Annotated in this window: 18 protein-coding genes; 8 read left to right on the top strand and 10 right to left on the bottom strand. The window is 69.6% G+C overall.

Annotated features, from left to right (window positions below):
- Positions 1-3: 3 nt before the first annotated feature.
- From AC07SQ_RS18445 to AC07SQ_RS18435, 3 genes are read right to left on the bottom strand one after another with little or no spacing between them, the layout of a single operon-like run.
- Entirely contained in the window at positions 4-1212 is a 1209-nt protein-coding gene (locus AC07SQ_RS18445; protein ID WP_495272287.1) for an acyl-CoA dehydrogenase family protein, read from the bottom strand.
- Between the two features lie 18 nt (positions 1213-1230).
- Positions 1231-2421, bottom strand: coding sequence for an acetyl-CoA C-acyltransferase (locus AC07SQ_RS18440; RefSeq protein ID WP_495272288.1), 1191 nt, complete (start codon positions 2419-2421; stop codon positions 1231-1233).
- Positions 2422-2453: 32 nt separating this feature from the next.
- Entirely contained in the window at positions 2454-4589 is a 2136-nt protein-coding gene (locus tag AC07SQ_RS18435; RefSeq protein WP_495272289.1) for a 3-hydroxyacyl-CoA dehydrogenase NAD-binding domain-containing protein, read from the bottom strand.
- 157 nt (positions 4590-4746) lie between these two features.
- On the opposite strand from AC07SQ_RS18435, the gene AC07SQ_RS18430 reads away from it, so the two are divergent.
- Entirely contained in the window at positions 4747-5664 is a 918-nt protein-coding gene (locus AC07SQ_RS18430) for a LysR family transcriptional regulator (RefSeq protein ID WP_062478562.1), read from the top strand.
- Here AC07SQ_RS18430 and AC07SQ_RS18425 read toward each other — a convergent pair.
- On the bottom strand, positions 5649-5891 hold the full coding sequence (locus tag AC07SQ_RS18425) for a hypothetical protein (RefSeq protein ID WP_390346755.1): 243 nt from the start codon (positions 5889-5891) through the stop codon (positions 5649-5651). The genes AC07SQ_RS18430 and AC07SQ_RS18425 overlap by 16 nt on opposite strands.
- 47 nt (positions 5892-5938) lie before the next feature.
- Complete coding sequence (locus AC07SQ_RS18420) at positions 5939-6277, bottom strand: Rieske (2Fe-2S) protein (protein WP_070060176.1); 339 nt, start codon at positions 6275-6277, stop codon at positions 5939-5941.
- A 176-nt stretch (positions 6278-6453) separates the two neighbouring features.
- Between AC07SQ_RS18420 and AC07SQ_RS18415 the strand changes: the two genes are divergently transcribed.
- The 7 genes from AC07SQ_RS18415 (at position 6454) to htpX (ending at position 11732) form a co-directional block, all read left to right on the top strand.
- Complete coding sequence (locus AC07SQ_RS18415; protein WP_495272290.1) at positions 6454-7197, top strand: peptidoglycan-binding protein; 744 nt, start codon at positions 6454-6456, stop codon at positions 7195-7197.
- Positions 7198-7345: 148 nt separating this feature from the next.
- Positions 7346-7555: a YgaP family membrane protein gene (locus AC07SQ_RS18410; RefSeq protein ID WP_070060174.1), complete on the top strand. Its 210-nt coding sequence runs from the start codon at positions 7346-7348 to the stop codon at positions 7553-7555.
- A gap of 3 nt (positions 7556-7558) precedes the next feature.
- A complete protein-coding gene (locus AC07SQ_RS18405) occupies positions 7559-8080 on the top strand; it encodes an RNA polymerase sigma factor (RefSeq protein WP_495272291.1) in 522 nt (173 codons plus the stop codon).
- 44 nt (positions 8081-8124) lie between these two features.
- Positions 8125-9156, top strand: a complete 1032-nt coding sequence (gene pyrC, locus AC07SQ_RS18400) for a dihydroorotase (RefSeq protein WP_070060172.1) — start codon at positions 8125-8127, stop codon at positions 9154-9156.
- A complete protein-coding gene (locus AC07SQ_RS18395; protein WP_369644790.1) occupies positions 9153-9971 on the top strand; it encodes an NYN domain-containing protein in 819 nt (272 codons plus the stop codon). The genes pyrC and AC07SQ_RS18395 overlap by 4 nt, the downstream gene beginning before the upstream one ends.
- On the top strand, positions 9968-10711 hold the full coding sequence (locus AC07SQ_RS18390; RefSeq protein ID WP_495272292.1) for a DUF3025 domain-containing protein: 744 nt from the start codon (positions 9968-9970) through the stop codon (positions 10709-10711). The genes AC07SQ_RS18395 and AC07SQ_RS18390 overlap by 4 nt, the downstream gene beginning before the upstream one ends.
- A 148-nt stretch (positions 10712-10859) precedes the next feature.
- Positions 10860-11732 (top strand): protease HtpX, encoded by an 873-nt coding sequence (gene htpX / locus AC07SQ_RS18385; protein ID WP_056575841.1) that lies wholly within the window; start codon positions 10860-10862, stop codon positions 11730-11732.
- A 94-nt stretch (positions 11733-11826) separates the two neighbouring features.
- On the opposite strand, the gene AC07SQ_RS18380 is transcribed toward htpX, so the two are convergent.
- The 5 genes from AC07SQ_RS18380 to hmpA form a co-directional block, all read right to left on the bottom strand.
- Positions 11827-12828, bottom strand: coding sequence for a ProQ/FinO family protein (locus AC07SQ_RS18380; protein ID WP_495272293.1), 1002 nt, complete (start codon positions 12826-12828; stop codon positions 11827-11829).
- A 111-nt stretch (positions 12829-12939) separates the two neighbouring features.
- A complete protein-coding gene (locus AC07SQ_RS18375; RefSeq protein WP_139701420.1) occupies positions 12940-13497 on the bottom strand; it encodes a VUT family protein in 558 nt (185 codons plus the stop codon).
- A 2-nt stretch (positions 13498-13499) separates the two neighbouring features.
- On the bottom strand, positions 13500-15125 hold the full coding sequence (locus tag AC07SQ_RS18370; RefSeq protein ID WP_495272294.1) for an NAD(P)/FAD-dependent oxidoreductase: 1626 nt from the start codon (positions 15123-15125) through the stop codon (positions 13500-13502).
- Positions 15126-15198: 73 nt separating this feature from the next.
- Positions 15199-16119, bottom strand: coding sequence for a cysteine synthase A (cysK, locus tag AC07SQ_RS18365; RefSeq protein ID WP_062478599.1), 921 nt, complete (start codon positions 16117-16119; stop codon positions 15199-15201).
- Positions 16120-16234: 115 nt separating this feature from the next.
- A complete protein-coding gene (gene hmpA, locus AC07SQ_RS18360; protein WP_495272295.1) occupies positions 16235-17419 on the bottom strand; it encodes an NO-inducible flavohemoprotein in 1185 nt (394 codons plus the stop codon).
- Positions 17420-17454: the final 35 nt, after the last annotated feature.

The raw sequence follows: 17454 nt of genomic DNA, 5'->3' as shown, positions 1-17454 counted from the left end.
CCTTTACAGCCCGAGGATCATCTTGGAGATGATGTTCTTCTGGATTTCGTTCGAGCCGCCGAAGATCGACAGCTTGCGGTTGTTGAAGTAGCGCGACGCGGCGGCCTTGGCATAGGCCGGGCCGAAGGTCTCGCCGGTGAAACCGTCCTGCAGCGCTTCGGCGACGAAGGGCCGGCCGTACACGCCCATGGCGCGGCGCGCGAGCGACGAGATCTCCTGGCGGATCTCGGTGCCGCGAATCTTCAGCATCGAGCTTTCCGCACCGGGCACGCCGCCGCCGGCCACCGCCGCGATCACGCGCAGGTTGGTGGTCTTCATGTTCTCCAGGTCGATCTCGACGCGCGCCAGGCGCGCCGCGAAGGCCGGGTCTTCGGCGAGCGGCTTGCCGTTCTTGGTCTGCGACGCGGCAATGCCCTTGAGCTGTTCGAGCGCGGCCACCGAGAAGCCCACGCCCGCGATGTTGGTGCGCTCGTAGGTCAGCAGGTACTTGGCGCAGGTCCAGCCCTTGTTCTCTTCGCCCACGAGGTTCTCGGCGGGCACGCGCACGTCGGAGAAGAACACCTCGTTGACTTCATGCTCGCCGTCCAGCGTGATGATCGGGCGCACTTCCACGCCGGGCGAGGTCATGTCGACCAGCAGGAAGCTGATGCCTTCCTGCTTCTTCGCCTCGCGGTTGGTGCGCACCAGGCAGAAGATCATGTTGGCGTGCTGGCCCAGCGTGGTCCAGGTCTTCTGGCCGTTCACGATGTAGTGGTCGCCCTGTGCGTCGATGCCGCGCACGGCCGTGGTCTTCACCGCGGCCAGGTCGGAGCCCGCGCCGGGTTCCGAGTAGCCCTGGCACCACCAGTCGGCGCCGCTCAGGATGCGCGGCAGCCAGTAGCGCTTCTGCGCTTCGTTGCCGTACTTGATGAGCACCGGGCCCAGCATGTTGACGCCGAAGGGCACGATGCGCGGCGCGAAGGCCAGGGCGCATTCGTTCTCGAAGATGAACTTCTCGACCGCGGTCCAACCCGGGCCGCCGTACTGCTCGGGCCAGTGGTTGGCGAGCCAGCCGCGCTCGTTCAGGATGGCGTGCCATTCCTGCATGTCGGCCTTTTCCAGGATCTTGCCGCTGCGCACCTTGTCGGACAGCCGCGCGGGCAGCTTGTTCGCCAGGAAGGTGCGCACTTCGCTGCGGAAGGCTTCTTCTTCGGTCGTGAAGTTCAGGTCCATCGCGGACTCCTCAATGAATCAATAAATTTCGAACAGGCCCGCGGCGCCCATGCCGCCGGCGATGCACATCGTGACCACGGCGTACTTGGCGCCGCGGCGCTTGCCTTCGAGCAGCACGTGGCCCGTGAGGCGCGCGCCGGTCATGCCGAAGGGGTGGCCGATGGAGATCGCGCCGCCGTTCACGTTCAGGCGTTCCGACGGAATGCCCAGCTTTTCCTGGCAGTAGATCGACTGCGAGGCGAAGGCTTCGTTGAGTTCCCACAGGTCGATGTCCTGAACCTTCAGGCCGTGGCGCGCGAGCAGCTTGGGCACAGCGAAGACCGGGCCGATGCCCATCTCGTCGGGCTCGCAGCCGGCCAGCGCCAGGCCGCGGAAGGCGCCCAGCGGCTTCAGGTTGGCGCGCTCGGCGTCCTTGGCTTCCATCATCACGCAGGCCGAAGCGCCGTCGGACAGCTGCGAGGCGTTGCCGGCGGTGATGAACTTGTCGTCGCCCATCACGGGCTTGAGCTTGGCCAGCGCTTCGTAGGTGGTGCCGCGGCGGTTGCAGTTGTCTTCCGTGGCGGTGACTTCGCGGTGGGTGACCTCCTTGGTCTCCTTGTCGGTCACGGCCATCGTGGTGGTGCAGGCCACGATCTCGTCCTTGTAGCGGCCGGCCAGTTGCGCTTCTTCGGTGCGGCGCTGGCTCTCGGCGGAGAAGCGGTCCTGCGCCTCGCGGCTGATGCCGTAGCGCTTGGCGACGATGTCGGCGGTCTCGATCATCGCCATGTAGAGGTCGGGCTTGTGCTGGACGATCCACGGGTCCATGCCGCTGTCGCCACTGTCGGTGGCGCTGCGGCTGCGGATCTGCGAGATGCTTTCGACGCCGCCGGCGATCATGGCCGGCGCACCGTCCACCACGATGCGGCCCGCGGCCATGGCAATGGCTTGCAGGCCCGAGGCGCAGAAGCGATTCACCGTGGTGCCGGCAATGCTGATCGGCAGTCCCGCGCGGATGACCGCCTGGCGCCCGACGTTGCGGCCGGTCGTGCCTTCGGGGTAGCCGCAGCCGAGGATCGCGTCCTCGATCAGCGCGGGGTCGAGGCCCGAGCGCTCGACCGCGGCCTTCACCGCGAAGGCCGCCAGCGTGGGGCCGGGGGTGATGTTGAATTCGCCGCGGTGCGCCTTGGTGAGCGGGGTGCGGGCGGTGGAAACGATGACGGCTTCACGCATGGGGATGTCTCCTGGACAGTTGGCTTTGCGGATTACTCGGATTGATTGAGGCTCGCGAAATCGGCGCCGCGTTCGACCAGCTCGACCAGGAGCGGCGACGGCTTCCAGAAGATCGGGTCTTCCTTGGCGAACTCGCGGATGTCGGCCAGCACCTTCGGCAGGCCCACCATGTCCGCGTACTTCATCGGGCCGCCGCGGTGGCGCGGGAAGCCGTAGCCGTAGAGGAAGGTCACGTCCACGTCGAGCGGGCGCAGCGCGATGCGCTGGAGCACGACGTTGGCGCCCTCGTTGATCATCGCGGCCATGTAGCGGCGGATGATTTCCTCGTTCGTGAAGCTGCGCCGCACGATGCCCGCGCGCTCGCGCTCGGCGTCGATGATGGCGAGCACCGCTGGGTCGGGCGAGCCGGTGCGCGCGCCTTCGGGGTACAGGTAGTAGCCGCGCTGCGTCTTCTGGCCGAACCAGCCGCGCTCGCAGATGCGGTCGGCAATCTGCACGTAGCGCGCCTGCGGGTCGCGCGTGGCGGCCTTGCGCTTGCGCGTGGCCCAGCCGATGTCGCCGCCCGCGAGGTCCGACACCTGGAACGGGCCCATCGGGTAGCCGAACTCGCGCACGGCTTCGTCGATCTGGTAGGGCGAGGCGCCGTCTTCCATCATGTGGTCGGCGGCCTGGCGGTACACCGCGAGGATGCGGTTGCCGATGAAGCCGTCGCACACGCCGGCGCGCACCGGCACCTTCTTGAGTTTCTTCGCGAGCTCGAAGCCGGTGGCGACCACGTCGGCGCTCACCTTGGCGGGCACCACGATCTCCAGCAGCTTCATGATGTTGGCCGGCGAGAAGAAGTGCAGGCCCACCACGTCCTGCGGACGCGAGATGCTGGCGGCGATCTCGTCGATATCGAGGTACGAGGTGTTGGTGGCGAGCACGGCGCCGGGCTTGCACACGCGGTCGAGTTCGGCGAACACGGCCTTCTTGACGCCCATTTCCTCGAACACGGCCTCGACCACGATGTCGACGTTGGCGAAGGCGTCGTAGCTGGTCGAACCCGAGAAGCGCGCCATGACGGCGGCCTTGGCCTCTTGTGTCATGCGGCCCTTGGCGATGAGGCCGTCGTACACCTTCTCGACGTGCGCATGGCCGCGCGCCAGGCTGGGCTCGTCGCGCTCGACCATGGTCACGGGCAGGCCCGCGTCGAGCATCGCCACGGCAATGCCCGCGCCCATGGTGCCGCCGCCGACGATGCCGGCCGAGGTGAGCGGGCGCGGGCTGGCCGAGCGGGTCTCGGGCGCCTTCAGCACTTCGCGTTCGGCGAAGAAGGCGTGGATCAGGCCGGCGCGCTGCGGGCTGTCGATGCACTGCAGGAACAGCTTGCGCTCCAGTGCCATGCCTTCGTCGAAAGGCAGCGTGAGCGCGCCTTCGACCGCTTCGACGATCTTCATCGGCGAGAACAGGCCGCGGCTCTTCTTGGCGGTGTCGGCGCGCGCGGCGTCGAGGGCGGCGCGGGCTGCGTCCTTGTCGGCCAGGCCGGCGGCTTCGCGCGTGCGGCGCACCGGGGCGTTGGCAGTGACGAGTTCCTGCGCGTAGGCGAGGCCTTCGGCGCGCGCATCGGCTTCAGCGCCGAGGCGGTCGACGAGGCCGAGCGTCAGCGCTTCTTTCGCGCCCGCATGGCGGCCGCTGAGCATCAGTTCGAGCGCGGGCTTCACGCCGATGAGGCGCGGCGTGCGCTGCGTGCCGCCCGAGCCGGGCAGCAGGCCCAGTGCCACTTCGGGCAGGCCCAGCTTGGCGGTGGGCGAGGCGAGGCGGTAGTGCGCCGACAGCGCAATTTCCAGTCCGCCGCCGAGCGCGGCGCCGTGAATGGCGGCAACCACCGGCTTGGTGCAGTTCTCGATCTTCAGGCAGACCTCGGGCAGCGAGGGTTGCTGCGGCGCCTGGCCGAACTCGCGGATGTCCGCGCCGGCGATGAAGTTGCGGCCCGCACCGACGATCAGCACCGCCTTGGCGCCGCTGTCGGCCTCGGCCGCATCGATGGCGGCGGCCAGGCCGCGGCGCACGTCCACGCCCAGGGCGTTGACGGGCGGGTTGTCGATGGTCACCACGCACACGTCGCCTTGACGCTGGAAGGTGACGGGACCGTTGGACGTGGAAGGGCTGGGAGTGGGGGTGGCCATGTGCGTGTCGCTTGTCTCTTGCTTGCGTGGCAGGCCCTCGTGAAGTCTCGAGGGGTCCGGGGCTCTGGGGAGCCCTGCATTCTTGGCCGGCATCGCTGCTTTGACAATTGCATAGGTGGTTGACAGACTGTCAAAGAATTTTTGACACAATCCGCCCATGGACCTGCAATCGCTCACCCTGCTGGTGGAAATCCTTGACGCGGGCAACCTGAGCGCGGCGGCGCGCCGGCTCAAGATGACCCGCGCCAACGTCAGCTATCACCTGAACCAGCTGGAGCGCTCGGTGGGCGCGCAGTTGATCCGGCGCACCACCCGGCGCGCCGAGCCCACCGAGATCGGCCTGCGGCTGTACCAGCACGGCGTGGCCATCCAGGGCGAGCTGCTGGCGGCGCGCGAGTCGGTCACCGCGCTGGGCGAGGGCCTGCAGGGCCGCGTGCGCCTGAGCGTGCCCAGCGGCTACGGCCAGCTCGTGATGGCCGACTGGCTCATCGACTTCAAGCGCCAGTACCCCGGCATCGTGCTCGACGTGGTGTTCGAGAACCGCATCGAAGATTTGCTGCGCGACGAGGTCGACATCGCCATCCGCGTGATCCCCGAGCCGCCGCAGAACCTCGTGGCGCGCGAGATGGGCCCGGTGCGCTACGTGGCCTGCGCCACGCGCGCGTACGCCGAGCGCCACCCGCTGCCCGTGCAGCTGGACGCACTGCGCGCCACGCCGGTGGTCACGGCCGCCGTCATCGGTCGGCAGCTGCGCATCTCGGCCTACCAGGGCGAGACGCGGCGCGAGGTGATCCTGGAGCCGACGCTGATCTCGGAAAACTTCCTGTTCCTGCGCCAGGCCATCCTCGCGGGCCTGGGCGTGGGCCTCGTGCCCGACTACGTGGTGCAGGAAGACGTGCGCCGCGGCGACGTGGTGACCACGCTGGACGACTGGCGCCTGTCGATCTTCGGCACCCAGATGTTCATGCTCTACATGCCGAACCGCCAGCACACGCGGGCGATCCGGACGTTCATCGATTTCATCCTGGCGCGGGTGCGGCCGGAGGAAGCTGAAGAAGCTCAGTCGCAGCGGTAGACGACTTCCCCCGCCGGCACACCCTGCGCCGGCACCTCCGACAGCGTGCTGCTCAAAAAGCGCATCGGCGCGCCGAAGTTGCGGCAGTAGTTCTCGGCGTCCTGCGCGGTGGGCGACTTGAACACGCCGTCGGCCAGGAAGGTGACGCGCGGCGCGGGTCGCGAGACGCAGCCCGCGCCGATGAGCAGGGCCGGAACGAGGACGGAGAAGGCAGCGAATCGGCGCATGGGGCAGGGCGGAAAGAAGAGGTCGCGACTGTAGCCGCTCGGCGGCGTCAGTCGGCCAGCCACACGCTGCCGTCCGCCGCCTCGCGCAGCGCCAGCGGCGTGAGGCGCGCGCCGCGGCAGGGGCCGCCCACGCAGCGCCCGGTGTCGGGCTCGAAGATCGCGCCGTGCCGCGCGCACATCAGGTAGCGCCCGGAGCTTTCGAGGATCTGGCCTTCGAAATCGAGCGGGCCGCCGGCGTGCGGGCACTGGTTCAGGTAGCCGTGCACGGCGCCCTGCCAGCGCACCGCGAAGGCCGGCGCGCCGCCGGGCGCGGTGAACAGGGCCGCGAGGCCGCCGTCGGCGAGTTCGGTGGCGATGGGCTGGGCGGTCGGGGCGGGCGCGGTCATGGGGAGCGAGCCTACCAAGGTCCGCCGCGGGGCTGGCGCCCCGGGGGACACCCCCGCGTCATCACATGTTTCGGCTATGTCATCCGACCAATAGACGCAGGGGCGTGCCGTTTTCACAATGCATCCGCTCGCTTTCATTCGTCCGTGCATCCTTGTGTCAAGGGGGATTCCCACCGATGAGCACGCTGAAACAGGGCTGGCGCGGGGCCGATGTCCGTCGCCTGCAGGAGGCCCTGAACCGCAAATTGCAGCCCAGCCCCGGCCTCGCGCCCGACGGCGACTACGGCCCCGTCACCCGGGCGGCCGTGCTGCGCTTGCAGGCCGCGCACTGGCTGTGCGAAGACGGCGAAGCCGGACCCTGCACCCGCAACGTGGCCTTCGACCACGAAACCCACGCGCCGCTGCTGCACCCGGTGGCGCTGATCCCGCAGCCCGCGCCCGCGCTGTGCTGGGCGGCGGCCACCGCGATGCTCACGCGCGCCACCGTGCAGACCGTGGTCGCGCGCACGCCCTCGGAGCTGATGGGCGCCGACGGCGCCTTGCGCCGCCGCGTGGACAGCGACCGCCATGCGCAGGGCAGCGACCCCGATGACGACGACAACCGCCGCTTCGCCGCCGCGCACGGCCTCACGCTGCGGCCCCACGGCCCGTGGACCGTCGCCGCGCTGCGCACCGCGCTGCACGCCGGGCCGCTGATGTTCGACCTGCGCTGGGGCGCCAAGGGCGGTGCGCCCGCCGGCCAGCCGGGCCACATGGTCGTGCTCGCGGGCATCCGCGGCGACAACGACCCCGGCGGGGGCGGCACCACGCTGCGCCTGTTCGACCCCTGGCCGCCGGGCCGGGGCGCGCGCAGCTCGACCAGCCACGTGCGCTGGATGCAGGCCGTGGCGGACCGCATCTGCGGGGTGTTCCAGCGGTAGTGGCGCCCGGCTGCTGTGGCCGTTGGCACCGGTGCATGAAAAAATCCTGACTTTCCGCGAACCGTTTCGGCGGGTGGCCGCCTCTTTCCATGCGGGAGGGGCGTTCTGTTCCCCCGCATTCACACGTCACGGATCGAAGGAAACCACCATGCTTTACGTCAAGAATGTTCCCGGCTGGGAACGCGCCCTGCGCATCGCCCTGGGCCTCGCCGGCCTCGCCTTCGCCGCCATGAACTGGCCGGCGGACGTCCTGGCCGTCGCGGTCGGCCTCATGGGCGCGATGCTGGCCCTCACCGGGCTGGTCGGCTTCTGCCCGATGTGCGCGATGGTCGGGCGCACCCTCGACAAGGGCCGCTGACCCATGGCCACCGCAGCGATCGACCGCACCTGCCTGATCCTGGCCGCGCAGACCGGCGACCCCGTCGCCCTCGAGGGCCTGCTCGCCGCCTGCCAGACCGACGCGCGCCGCTACGCCCGCCGGCACTGCCAGGCCAGCGACGTCGACGACGCCGTGCAGGAGTCGCTGCTGGTGGTTGCGCGCCGCGTGCGCGGGCTGCAGGCGGCCGCGGCGTTCTCGTCGTGGCTGTTCACCGTCATCCGGCGCGAATGCCTGCGCCTGCAGCGCGCGATGTTCCGCCACGACCCGCTCGACGAAGACGTGGTCGAACGCCAGCTCGCGGCCCGCAGCGACGATGCGCTGCGCATCGACCTGGCCCACGCGCTCGAATCGCTGCCGGCGCACTACCGCGAGGTCGTGCTGCTGCGCGACTTCGAGGAACTCACCATCGCCGAGATCGCCGAGCGCCTGGGCGAGCCGCCGGGCGCCGTGAAGAGCCGGCTGCACCGGGCGCGCCTGCTGGTGCGGGAGTACCTGCTGGGGTAGCCCGGGGTGCTCCGGTCGAGGGGCGATGCGACAATCTCGCCGCAATGACAGACACCCTCACGATCACCCGCCCAGACGACTGGCACCTGCACGTGCGCGATGGCGCCGCCCTCGAAGCCGTCGTGCCCCACAGCGCCCGCCAGTTCGGCCGCGCGCTGATCATGCCGAACCTGCGTCCGCCCGTGACCACCGCCGCCCAGGCCGTGGCCTACCGCGACCGCATCCGCGCCGCCGTGCCCGCGGGCACGTCCTTCGAGCCCGTGATGTCGCTCTACCTGACCGACAAGCTGCCGCCCGAAGAAATCGCGCTGGCCGCTGAGGCCGGCGTGCGCGCGCTCAAGCTCTACCCGGCCGGCGCCACCACCAACAGCGATGCCGGCGTGACCGACATCCGCAAGACCTACAAGACGCTCGAGGCCATGCAGAAGCACGGCCTGCTGCTGCTGGTGCACGGCGAAGTGACCGACCCGGCCATCGACCTGTTCGACCGCGAAGCGGTGTTCGTCGACCGCGTGATGATTCCGCTGCGCCGCGACTTCCCCGAGCTCAAGGTGGTGTTCGAGCACCTCACCACCAAGGAAGGCGCCCACTACGTGCGCGACGCCGACCGCTTCACGGCCGCCACCATCACGGCGCACCACCTGCTGTACAACCGCAACGCCATCTTCACCGGCGGCATCCGCCCGCACTACTACTGCCTGCCCGTGCTCAAGCGCGAGACGCACCGCGTGGCGCTCGTCGAAGCCGCCACCAGCGGCAGCGACCGCTTCTTCCTGGGCACCGACAGCGCGCCGCACCCCGCGCACCTGAAGGAACACGCACTCGGCTGCGCCGGCTGCTACACCGCGCTCACCGCCATCGAGCTGTACGCCGAGGCCTTCGACAGCGTGAACGCGCTCGACAAGCTCGAAGGTTTCGCCAGCTTCCACGGCCCCGACTTCTACGACCTGCCGCGCCACACCGACACCATCACGCTGAAGCGCGAAACCTGGACCCTGCCCGAGACCGTGCCCTACGGCGAAGCCACGCTCAAGCCGCTGCGCGGCGGCGAGACGGTGAACTGGAAGCTCGCATGACGGCGCCGGTGCCCCTGTCGTCGCTGCGCGTGATGCTGCTGATCGACGCCGACAACGTCTCGGCCGACGTGATCGAGCAGGCCGTGCAGCGCACGATGGAGGACTACGGCGCCATCCACGTGCGCCGCGCCTATTGCAACGCCGAGATGGCCGTGAACCGCCAGGCGCTGTTCAAGCGGCTGTCGGTGCGGCCCATGGTGAACCTGTCGGCGGGCAAGAACAGCACCGACATCGCGCTGGCCGTCGACGCCATCGACCTCGTGATCGCCGAGCGGCCCGACGTGGTCGTGCTGGTGTCGTCCGACTCCGACTTCGCGCCGCTGGTGATCCGCCTGCGCGAAAAGGGCTGCCGCGTCTGCGGCATCGGCCAGCAGGGCAAGACCGGCGAAGAGACCGTCGGCATCTACGACAGCTTCATCGACCTCGCGCACCACGGCATCAAGCCGGCCGTGCGCACCGCACCGGCCAAGAAGGTGGCGGCTGCGAAGAAGACGCCGGCCGCGAAGACCGCCCCCGCGAAGAAGGCTGCGGCCAAGACCGCGCGCAAGACGGCGGCGAAGACGGCCAAGCCGGTGGCACCGCCACCGCCGCAGCAGCCTGAAATCTCCGAAGCCGCCGAGTTCATCCTGCAGGCCGTGCCCGCGCTGCGCCGCGGCACCGACGTGCCGCTGAACGACGTGGCCAAGGCCCTGCGCACCGCCGGCCTGCTCAGCAAGAGCGGCAGCTCGCTCAAGCTCTTCGACAAGCTCACGGGCGAGTTCGCGGTGATGCAGCATCCCGACCGCATCCGATGGACGGGGGCGTCCGCGCCTTGACCCCGGGCCTGCCGGCGGTCGCGGCCATCGATTGGGCCGCACCCTGGCTGGCCCCTTACCGTGATCCCGGCGAAGCCGTGGCGCGGGCCGTTGCACAGACCGGCACCGTCGCCGCCGCGCTGCAAAGCGCCAAGCCACCCGCCGTGCCCGACTTCGTCACGCAGGACGCACTGCCCGAGGGCCAGGCCTACGAGGCCCACATCTTCCGCACGCGCACCGTGCCCACGCGCGACAACCTGCACGACTTCTTCAACGGCCTGGTCTGGCTGGCCTTTCCCGAAACCAAGCGCCGGCTCAACGAACTGCAGGCCGCCGAGATCGCACGCGCCGGCGTCGGCGCCACGCGCGGGCCGCTGCGCGATGCGCTCACGCTGTTCGACGAGAACGGCGCGGTGCTCGATGCACCGCCTGCGCTGTGGGAGGCGCTGGTGGCGCGCGACTGGCAGGCGTTGTTCGTCACGCGGCGCGCACTCTGGGCGCAGGCCCGGCTGCGCGTGTTCGGCCATGCGCTGCTCGAAAAGCTGGTGGTGCCGCGCAAGGCCGCGACCGCGCATGTGCTGCTGCTGCCTGCCGTCGCAGGCCCGCTCGACGACGCGGCGTTGGCGCGCCACCTCACGCCCGAACACATGGCACGCAAGCCCTTCGCACCGTTGCCGGTGCTTGGCGTTCCGGGGTGGTGCGGTGCCAACGAAACACCCGATTACTACGACGATCCGAAGGTCTTCCGGCCCCGTTCGTAGAACTTTTACTCCTATCATTGCTCTACCGCACGCCACCGCGCCGCGCCCGTCACAACCTACGACAACAGCGGTATTCCCGACCGGGCAGGCTTGAAGCGGGCCTTCTGGCCCTCATCTGGACGGCAGTGTTCCCCACGGAGAATTCAACTTGAAACGTATCCTTCTGTTTGTCCTGACCAACGTGATGGTCGTCGCGGTGCTCGGCGTGGTCGCCAGCCTGCTCGGCGTCAACCGCTTTCTCACGGCCAACGGGCTCAACCTGACGGCGCTGCTCGGCTTCGCGCTGGTGATGGGCTTCGGCGGCGCGATCATCTCGCTGCTCATCAGCAAGCCCATGGCCAAGTGGACGGCCGGCCTGCGCATGATCGACAACCCCCAGTCGCCCGACGAGGCCTGGATCGTCGGCACCGTGCGCAAGTTCGCCGACAAGGCCGGCATCGGCATGCCCGAGGTCGGCATCTTCGAAGGCGAGCCCAATGCCTTCGCCACCGGCGCGTTCAAGAACTCGTCGCTCGTGGCTGTGTCCACCGGCCTGCTGCAGGGCATGACGCGTGAAGAGGTCGAGGCCGTCATCGGCCACGAAGTCGCGCACATCGCCAACGGCGACATGGTCACGATGACGCTGATCCAGGGTGTGATGAACACCTTCGTCGTGTTCCTCTCGCGCGTGATCGGCTACGCGGTCGACAGCTTCCTGCGCCGCGGCGACGACCGCTCGTCGGGCCCCGGCATCGGCTACTACGTGAGCACCATCGTGCTGGACATCGTGCTCGGCTTCGCCGCCGCGATCGTGGTGGCCTGGTTCTCGCGCCAGCGCGAGTTCCGCGCCGACGCCGGCGCCGCCGCGCTCATGGGCAACCGCCAGCCGATGATGAACGCGCTCGCGCGCCTGGGCGGCCTGCCGGCCGGCGAACTGCCCAAGGCCGTCGAAGCCATGGGCATCACGGGCGCCATGGGCAAGCTGTTTGCGACGCACCCGCCGATCGAAGAGCGCATTGCGGCGCTGCAGAACGCGCGCTGAGCAAGCTGCAGGCACGGCGGCCCACAACGCGGTCGCCCATGAAAAAAGCCGCCACAGTGATGTGGCGGCTTTTTTCATGGGCGGGCGTGCTGCGTCAGTCCGCGGCGGGCGCTTCGGGGGCGGCCGGCGCGGCTTCTGCTTCGGGCGCTGCCTGCGCTTCAGGCGCTGCTGCTGCCGTTTCAGCGGCCACCGCTGCGGCAGCGGCCGCTGCCTCGGCCCGCTTCTTGTCGTCCCGCACGCGCTGCAGCGTGCGCGTCACGTCGCCGGGCTTCATGCCGTACATGTCGGCGAACTCCTGTTCGCTGCGGCCGCTGGCTTCGAAGGCGCGCAGCAGGGCTTCGCGCTTGGCGGCCTGCTGGGCGAGTTCGGCCAGGGCTTCGTCGACGACGGCGTTGTTGTTGGCGTCGCGCGAGCGCACCAGCACGGCATAGGCCTCGTGGTCGAGGCCCGAGGCCTCGATGGCCTTGGCGATGCGCGTCACCAGCTGCGGGCGCAGGTCTTCGCCGGGGTTGCGGTGCGAGCGGCGGCGGTGCAGTTCGAGGATGGCGTGGTGCACGTGCTCGGGCGCGACCGGGTCGAGCGCGTTGCCGTCCAGATCGTGGCGCGCATGGCCGGCGGCCACGCTCTCGAGGTAGCGCGTGGAGCGCGCATGCTGGCCCATCGCGATCTTCAGGTCTTCGGCCTTGAAGTCTTCGGGATGGCGCGCGATCAGTTCTTCGTACACGCCGAGCTTCAGCGGCACGAAGCGCGCGCCGAACAGCTGCGGGTACAGCTCGAACAGGCGCTCGAGCACCGGGTTGACCTTGCGCGGTGCGCGCTGGGCTTCGGGCTGTTGTTGCTGTTGCGGCTGCTGTCCGCGCGGCTTGCGCCCTTGCTGCGGCTGTTGCTGCCCGTGCGGGCGCTGCTGCTTCGCCCGCGGCGGGCGTTGCTGTTGCTGCTGTTGCGCGGGAGCGGGCTGCGTTGCCGACGCGTCAGCGCCTGCGTCGGTGCTGCCCGCGCCGGACTTCAGCTGCTGCAGCTGCTCGGCCATGTCCGGGCGCTGGCGCCGTGCGTTGCGCGAGTTCGTGTTCGGGGCGGCGGTGGATGCGTCGGTCATACGGAAGGCTCGGCGATGGGCGCGAGGGGATGGAAAGAGAAGAAAAAGAACAACCGGTCCCGCGCGGTCAGCGCGGCCGGAACATCCTGCGGGTATTGTCAGGGCGGATGGTCATGCGCGTGCAGCGCCTCGGTCACCTCGGTCAGGGACCTGCCGCCCGATCAGCAGCCGGAACGGCAGCAGCATCAGCACGCCGACACCGAGCTTCACGCCCAGGTCGCCGAGCGCCCAGGTGAGCCAGGGGCCGTCGGTGCCTGCGAAGGCGATGCCCCAGAAGACGATGCTGTCGAGCACGGCCGCGATCACCGTGGCCACCAGCGGCGCGCGCCACCACAGGCCCCGGCGCAGGCGGTCGAACACGCGGATGTCGAGCAGCTGCGAAGCGATGAAGGCCAGGCCCGAGGCGGCGGCGATGCGCGCCGGCGCCAGCAGCAGCGACACCGCCACGGCGACCGCGAAGCCGACCCACGCCACGCGCCGCGCCATGCCGGGGCCGAAGCGTCGGTTGACGAGGTCGCTCACGAGGTAGGCCACCGGGTAGGTGAAGGCGCCCCAGGTGAGCCAGTCGTTGATCGCGAACTGCACCAGGAGGTTGGACGCGAGCACCACGGCGGCCATCGCCAGCGTGGCGACGGCCAGCTGGCCGGTGGTGGGGCGGTGGAAGTGCATCGTCAAACGGCGCTGCCGAGCACGCTGCGCGCCACGGCCTCGGCCACCTTGATGCCGTCCACGCCGGCCGACAGGATGCCGCCCGCGTAGCTCGCGCCTTCGCCGGCCGGGTAGAGGCCGCGCACGTTGAGGCTCTGGAAGTCGTCGCCGCGCGTGATCCTGATCGGCGACGAGGTGCGCGTTTCCACGCCGGTGAGCACGGCGTCGTGCGTGTCGAAGCCCTTGATCTTGCGACCGAAGGCCGGGAAGGCCTCGCGCATCGCCTCGATGGCGTAGGCGGGCAGGGCCTGGTGCAGGTCGGTCGGCGTCACGCCGGGCTTGTACGACGGGATGATGCTGCCGAGCGCGGTCGACGGCTTGCCGGCGATGAAGTCGCCCACCAGCTGGCCGGGCGCGTGGTAGTTGCTGCCGCCGAGCACGTAGGCGTTGCTTTCGAGCTGGCGCTGCAGCGCGATGCCCGCCAGCGCATCGCCCGGGAAGTCGCGTGGGTCGATGCCCACCACGATGCCCGCGTTGGCGTTGCGTTCGTTGCGCGAGTACTGGCTCATGCCGTTCGTGACCACGCGGCCCGGCTCGCTGGTGGCCGCGACCACGGTGCCGCCGGGGCACATGCAGAAGCTGTAAACCGAGCGGCCGTTGCTCGCGTGGTGCACCAGCTTGTAGTCGGCCGCACCGAGCAGCGGATGGCCCGCGTGGCGGCCCCAGCGGGCGCGGTCGATCAGGCCCTGCGGGTGTTCGACACGGAAGCCGATCGAGAAAGGCTTGGCCTCGATGTACACGCCGCGCGCATGCAGCATCTCGAAGGTGTCGCGCGAGCTGTGGCCCAGCGCCATCACGACGTGGTCGGCGCGCAGTTCGCTGCTCAGGCCCGTGGTCTGGTCGAGCACCGTCAGGCCGCGCAGGTGGCCGTCTTCGATGTGCACATCGGTCACGCGCTGCTCGAAGCGGATCTCGCCGCCGAGCGCGACGATCTGCTCGCGGATGTTCTCCACCACCTTCACCAGCTTGAAGGTGCCGATGTGCGGGTGCGCGACGTACAAGATTTCGGGCGGCGCGCCGGCCTTCACGAACTCTTCCATCACCTTGCGGCCGAGGAAGCGCGGGTCCTTGATCTGGCTGTAGAGCTTGCCGTCCGAGAAGGTGCCGGCGCCGCCTTCGCCGAACTGCACGTTCGACTCGGGGTTGAGCACGCTCTTGCGCCACAGGCCCCAGGTGTCGCGGGTGCGCTGGCGCACGGTCTTGCCGCGTTCGAGCACGATGGGCTTGAAGCCCATCTTCGCGAGCATCAGCGCCGCGAAGATGCCGCAGGGGCCGAAGCCGATCACCACGGGGCGCGTGGCGTCCGCAGGCGCCTGGCCCGGCGGCGTGTAGCGCATGTCGGGCGCGGGCTGGATGTGCGGGTGGCTGGCGTGCTTGGCCAGCAGCGCGGCTTCGAGCGCCGGGTCGGCTAGCTGCACGTCGCAGATGTAGACCGTGAGCAGGTCGACCTTGCGGGCGTCGAAGCTGCGCTTGTAGACGGTGTGGGAGGCGATCGCTTCGGGTGGAACGTCGAGCGTTCGGGCGATCAGGGTGGCCAGCGCGTCAGGCGCGTGGTCGAGCGGGAGTTTGAGTTCGGAGATTCGCAGCATGTCGTGGGGCTTGTGGTTATCAAGCAGACCGACGATTTTAAGCGCCCGAGGCGCTATGAAACTTGTAGCTGGATCAGGCGGGCAGGAAGCCTTCGACGGAGAGGTAGCGCTCGCCCGTGTCGTAGTTGAAGCCCAGCACCACCGCATCGGGCGCCAGCGAGGGCAGCTTCTGCGCAATGGCCGCGAGCGTCGCGCCCGACGAGATGCCGACCAGGATGCCTTCCTCGACCGCGCAGCGGCGCGCCATTTCGCGCGCCGGTTCGGCGTCGACCTGCAGCACGCCGTCGAGCAGCGAGGTGTCCAGGTTCTTCGGAATGAAGCCTGCGCCGATGCCCTGGATGGGGTGGGGTGCCGGCGCGCCGCCCGAGATCACGGGCGAAGCCACGGGCTCCACTGCGAACACCTGCAGCTTGGGCCACTTCTTCTTCAACACCTTCGCCACGCCGGTGATGTGGCCGCCCGTGCCCACGCCGGTGATGAGCACGTCGATGCCCTCGGGAAAGTCGGCCGCGATCTCTTCGGCCGTGGTGCGCACGTGCACGTCGACGTTGGCGGGGTTGTTGAACTGCTGCGGCATCCACGCGCCCGGCGTGCCGGCCACGATTTCCTCGGCGCGGGCGATGGAGCCCTTCATGCCGTTGGCGCGCGGCGTGAGGTCGAAGGTGGCGCCGTAGGCCAGCATGAGGCGGCGGCGCTCCACCGACATGCTGTCGGGCATCACCAGGATCAGCTTGTAGCCCTTGACGGCCGCGACCATCGCCAGGCCGATGCCGGTGTTGCCCGAGGTGGGCTCGACGATGGTGCCGCCGGGTTTCAGCGCGCCGCTCTTCTCGGCGTCTTCCACCATCGACAGCGCGATGCGGTCCTTGATCGAGCCGCCGGGGTTGGCGCGCTCCGACTTGATCCAGACCTGCTGCTTCGCATGGCCGAACAGGCGGTTGATGCGGATGTGCGGCGTGTTGCCGATGGTCTGGAGGATGTTCTGGGCCTTCATGGAATCTCCTTGGGTGCGAGGGTCGGATGGTCAGCGCGCATTGTGGCGCCCCCTGGGCCGGGTTGCACCCGGCCCGCGACCGTTTCAGCACGAGGGGATGGCGGGCCGTTGCGGTTCAGGCCTCCAGGGCTTCCAGCGGCCCGAAGAACTCGTAGCGAAGCTGCTGCTTCGGCACGCCGAGCGCCAGCCCGTTCGCATACACCGCCTGCATGAAGGGCTTCGGTCCGAGGAAGTACAGGTCGACGTCGCGGTCGGCCGGCAGCAGCCCGGCCAGCAGCTCGCGGGTGACGAAGCCGGTCGCGTGCGGCGTGTCGCTCTCGCGCGGCGCGTCGTAGACATACAGCGGCTTCACGTTCGCATGCCGCTGCGCGAGCGCGTCGACGCGGGCGCGGAACGCATGCGCGCCGCCGTGCCGCGCCGCATGGACGAAGTGCACCGGCCGGCCCGTGTGCGCCACCGATTCGAGCATGCTCATCGCGGGCGTGATGCCCACGCCGCCCGTCACCAGCACGAGGGGCCGCGCCTGCTCGCCGGCGGGCTGCAGCACGAAGTCGCCGCACGGCGCCTGCACCTGCAGCCGCGTGCCGACCGCGGCGGCCTCGTGCAGCCAGTTCGAGGCGCGGCCCCCTTCTTCCTTCTTCACGCTGATGCGGTACCACGGCTTGCCCGGCGCGTCGGACAGCGAGTAGTTGCGCCGCACCGGCTGGCCGTCGATCTCCAGCACCAGCGTGAGGTACTGCCCCGGCGAAAAGGCCAGCAGCGCGCCGCCGTCCACGGGCTCCAGGTAGAACGAGGTGATGACCTCGCTCTCGTCCTCGCGCCGGGCCACGCGGAATTCGCGCGTGCCGCGCCATCCGCCGGGCTGCGCCGCGTTGGCGCTGTAGACGGCTTCTTCCGCGGCGATGAGAAGGCCCGCCAGCGATTCGTAGGCCTCGCCCCAGGCGGCGATCACTTCGTCGGTGGCGGCATCGCCGAGCACCTCCTTCACGGCGCGCAGCAGGTAGTGGCCGACGATCGGGTAGTGCTCCGGCAGCACGCCCAGCGCGGCGTGCTTCTGGATGATGCGGGGCAGGGCGCCCGCGATCGCTTCGAGCCGGTCGATGTGCGCGCCATAGGCGATGACCGCGCCCGCCAGCGCGCGCGCCTGCGTGCCGGCGGCCTGGTGCGCCTCGTTGAAGAAGGCCTTCACCTGCGGATGGCCCTCGAACATGATCTTGTAGAAGTGGCTGGTGATGGCCTCGCCGTGGGCCTGGAGCGCGGGCACGGTGGACTTGACGATGGCGATGGTTTGCGGGTTCATGGTCTGGCGCTTCCTCTGTTGAGATGCCTTTGTCT

The sequence above is a fragment of the Variovorax sp. GW821-FHT06D12 genome (genome assembly GCF_059419205.1).
The sequence above is the reverse complement of the archived record's forward strand: the minus strand, read 5'-3'. Positions and strand labels throughout refer to the sequence as shown.

Coding starts and splice junctions, on each gene's coding strand:
- hmpA (WP_495272295.1), bottom strand. CDS start 17,419: ATGAACCCGCAAACCATCGCCATCGTCAAGTCCACCGTGCCCGCGCTC.
- cysK (WP_062478599.1), bottom strand. CDS start 16,119: ATGAAGGCCCAGAACATCCTCCAGACCATCGGCAACACGCCGCACATC.
- AC07SQ_RS18370 (WP_495272294.1), bottom strand. CDS start 15,125: ATGCTGCGAATCTCCGAACTCAAACTCCCGCTCGACCACGCGCCTGAC.
- AC07SQ_RS18415 (WP_495272290.1), top strand. CDS start 6,454: ATGAGCACGCTGAAACAGGGCTGGCGCGGGGCCGATGTCCGTCGCCTG.
- AC07SQ_RS18410 (WP_070060174.1), top strand. CDS start 7,346: ATGCTTTACGTCAAGAATGTTCCCGGCTGGGAACGCGCCCTGCGCATC.
- AC07SQ_RS18375 (WP_139701420.1), bottom strand. CDS start 13,497: ATGCACTTCCACCGCCCCACCACCGGCCAGCTGGCCGTCGCCACGCTG.
- AC07SQ_RS18440 (WP_495272288.1), bottom strand. CDS start 2,421: ATGCGTGAAGCCGTCATCGTTTCCACCGCCCGCACCCCGCTCACCAAG.
- pyrC (WP_070060172.1), top strand. CDS start 8,125: ATGACAGACACCCTCACGATCACCCGCCCAGACGACTGGCACCTGCAC.
- AC07SQ_RS18445 (WP_495272287.1), bottom strand. CDS start 1,212: ATGGACCTGAACTTCACGACCGAAGAAGAAGCCTTCCGCAGCGAAGTG.
- AC07SQ_RS18420 (WP_070060176.1), bottom strand. CDS start 6,277: ATGACCGCGCCCGCCCCGACCGCCCAGCCCATCGCCACCGAACTCGCC.
- AC07SQ_RS18405 (WP_495272291.1), top strand. CDS start 7,559: ATGGCCACCGCAGCGATCGACCGCACCTGCCTGATCCTGGCCGCGCAG.
- AC07SQ_RS18435 (WP_495272289.1), bottom strand. CDS start 4,589: ATGGCCACCCCCACTCCCAGCCCTTCCACGTCCAACGGTCCCGTCACC.
- AC07SQ_RS18395 (WP_369644790.1), top strand. CDS start 9,153: ATGACGGCGCCGGTGCCCCTGTCGTCGCTGCGCGTGATGCTGCTGATC.
- AC07SQ_RS18425 (WP_390346755.1), bottom strand. CDS start 5,891: ATGCGCCGATTCGCTGCCTTCTCCGTCCTCGTTCCGGCCCTGCTCATC.
- AC07SQ_RS18380 (WP_495272293.1), bottom strand. CDS start 12,828: ATGACCGACGCATCCACCGCCGCCCCGAACACGAACTCGCGCAACGCA.
- AC07SQ_RS18430 (WP_062478562.1), top strand. CDS start 4,747: ATGGACCTGCAATCGCTCACCCTGCTGGTGGAAATCCTTGACGCGGGC.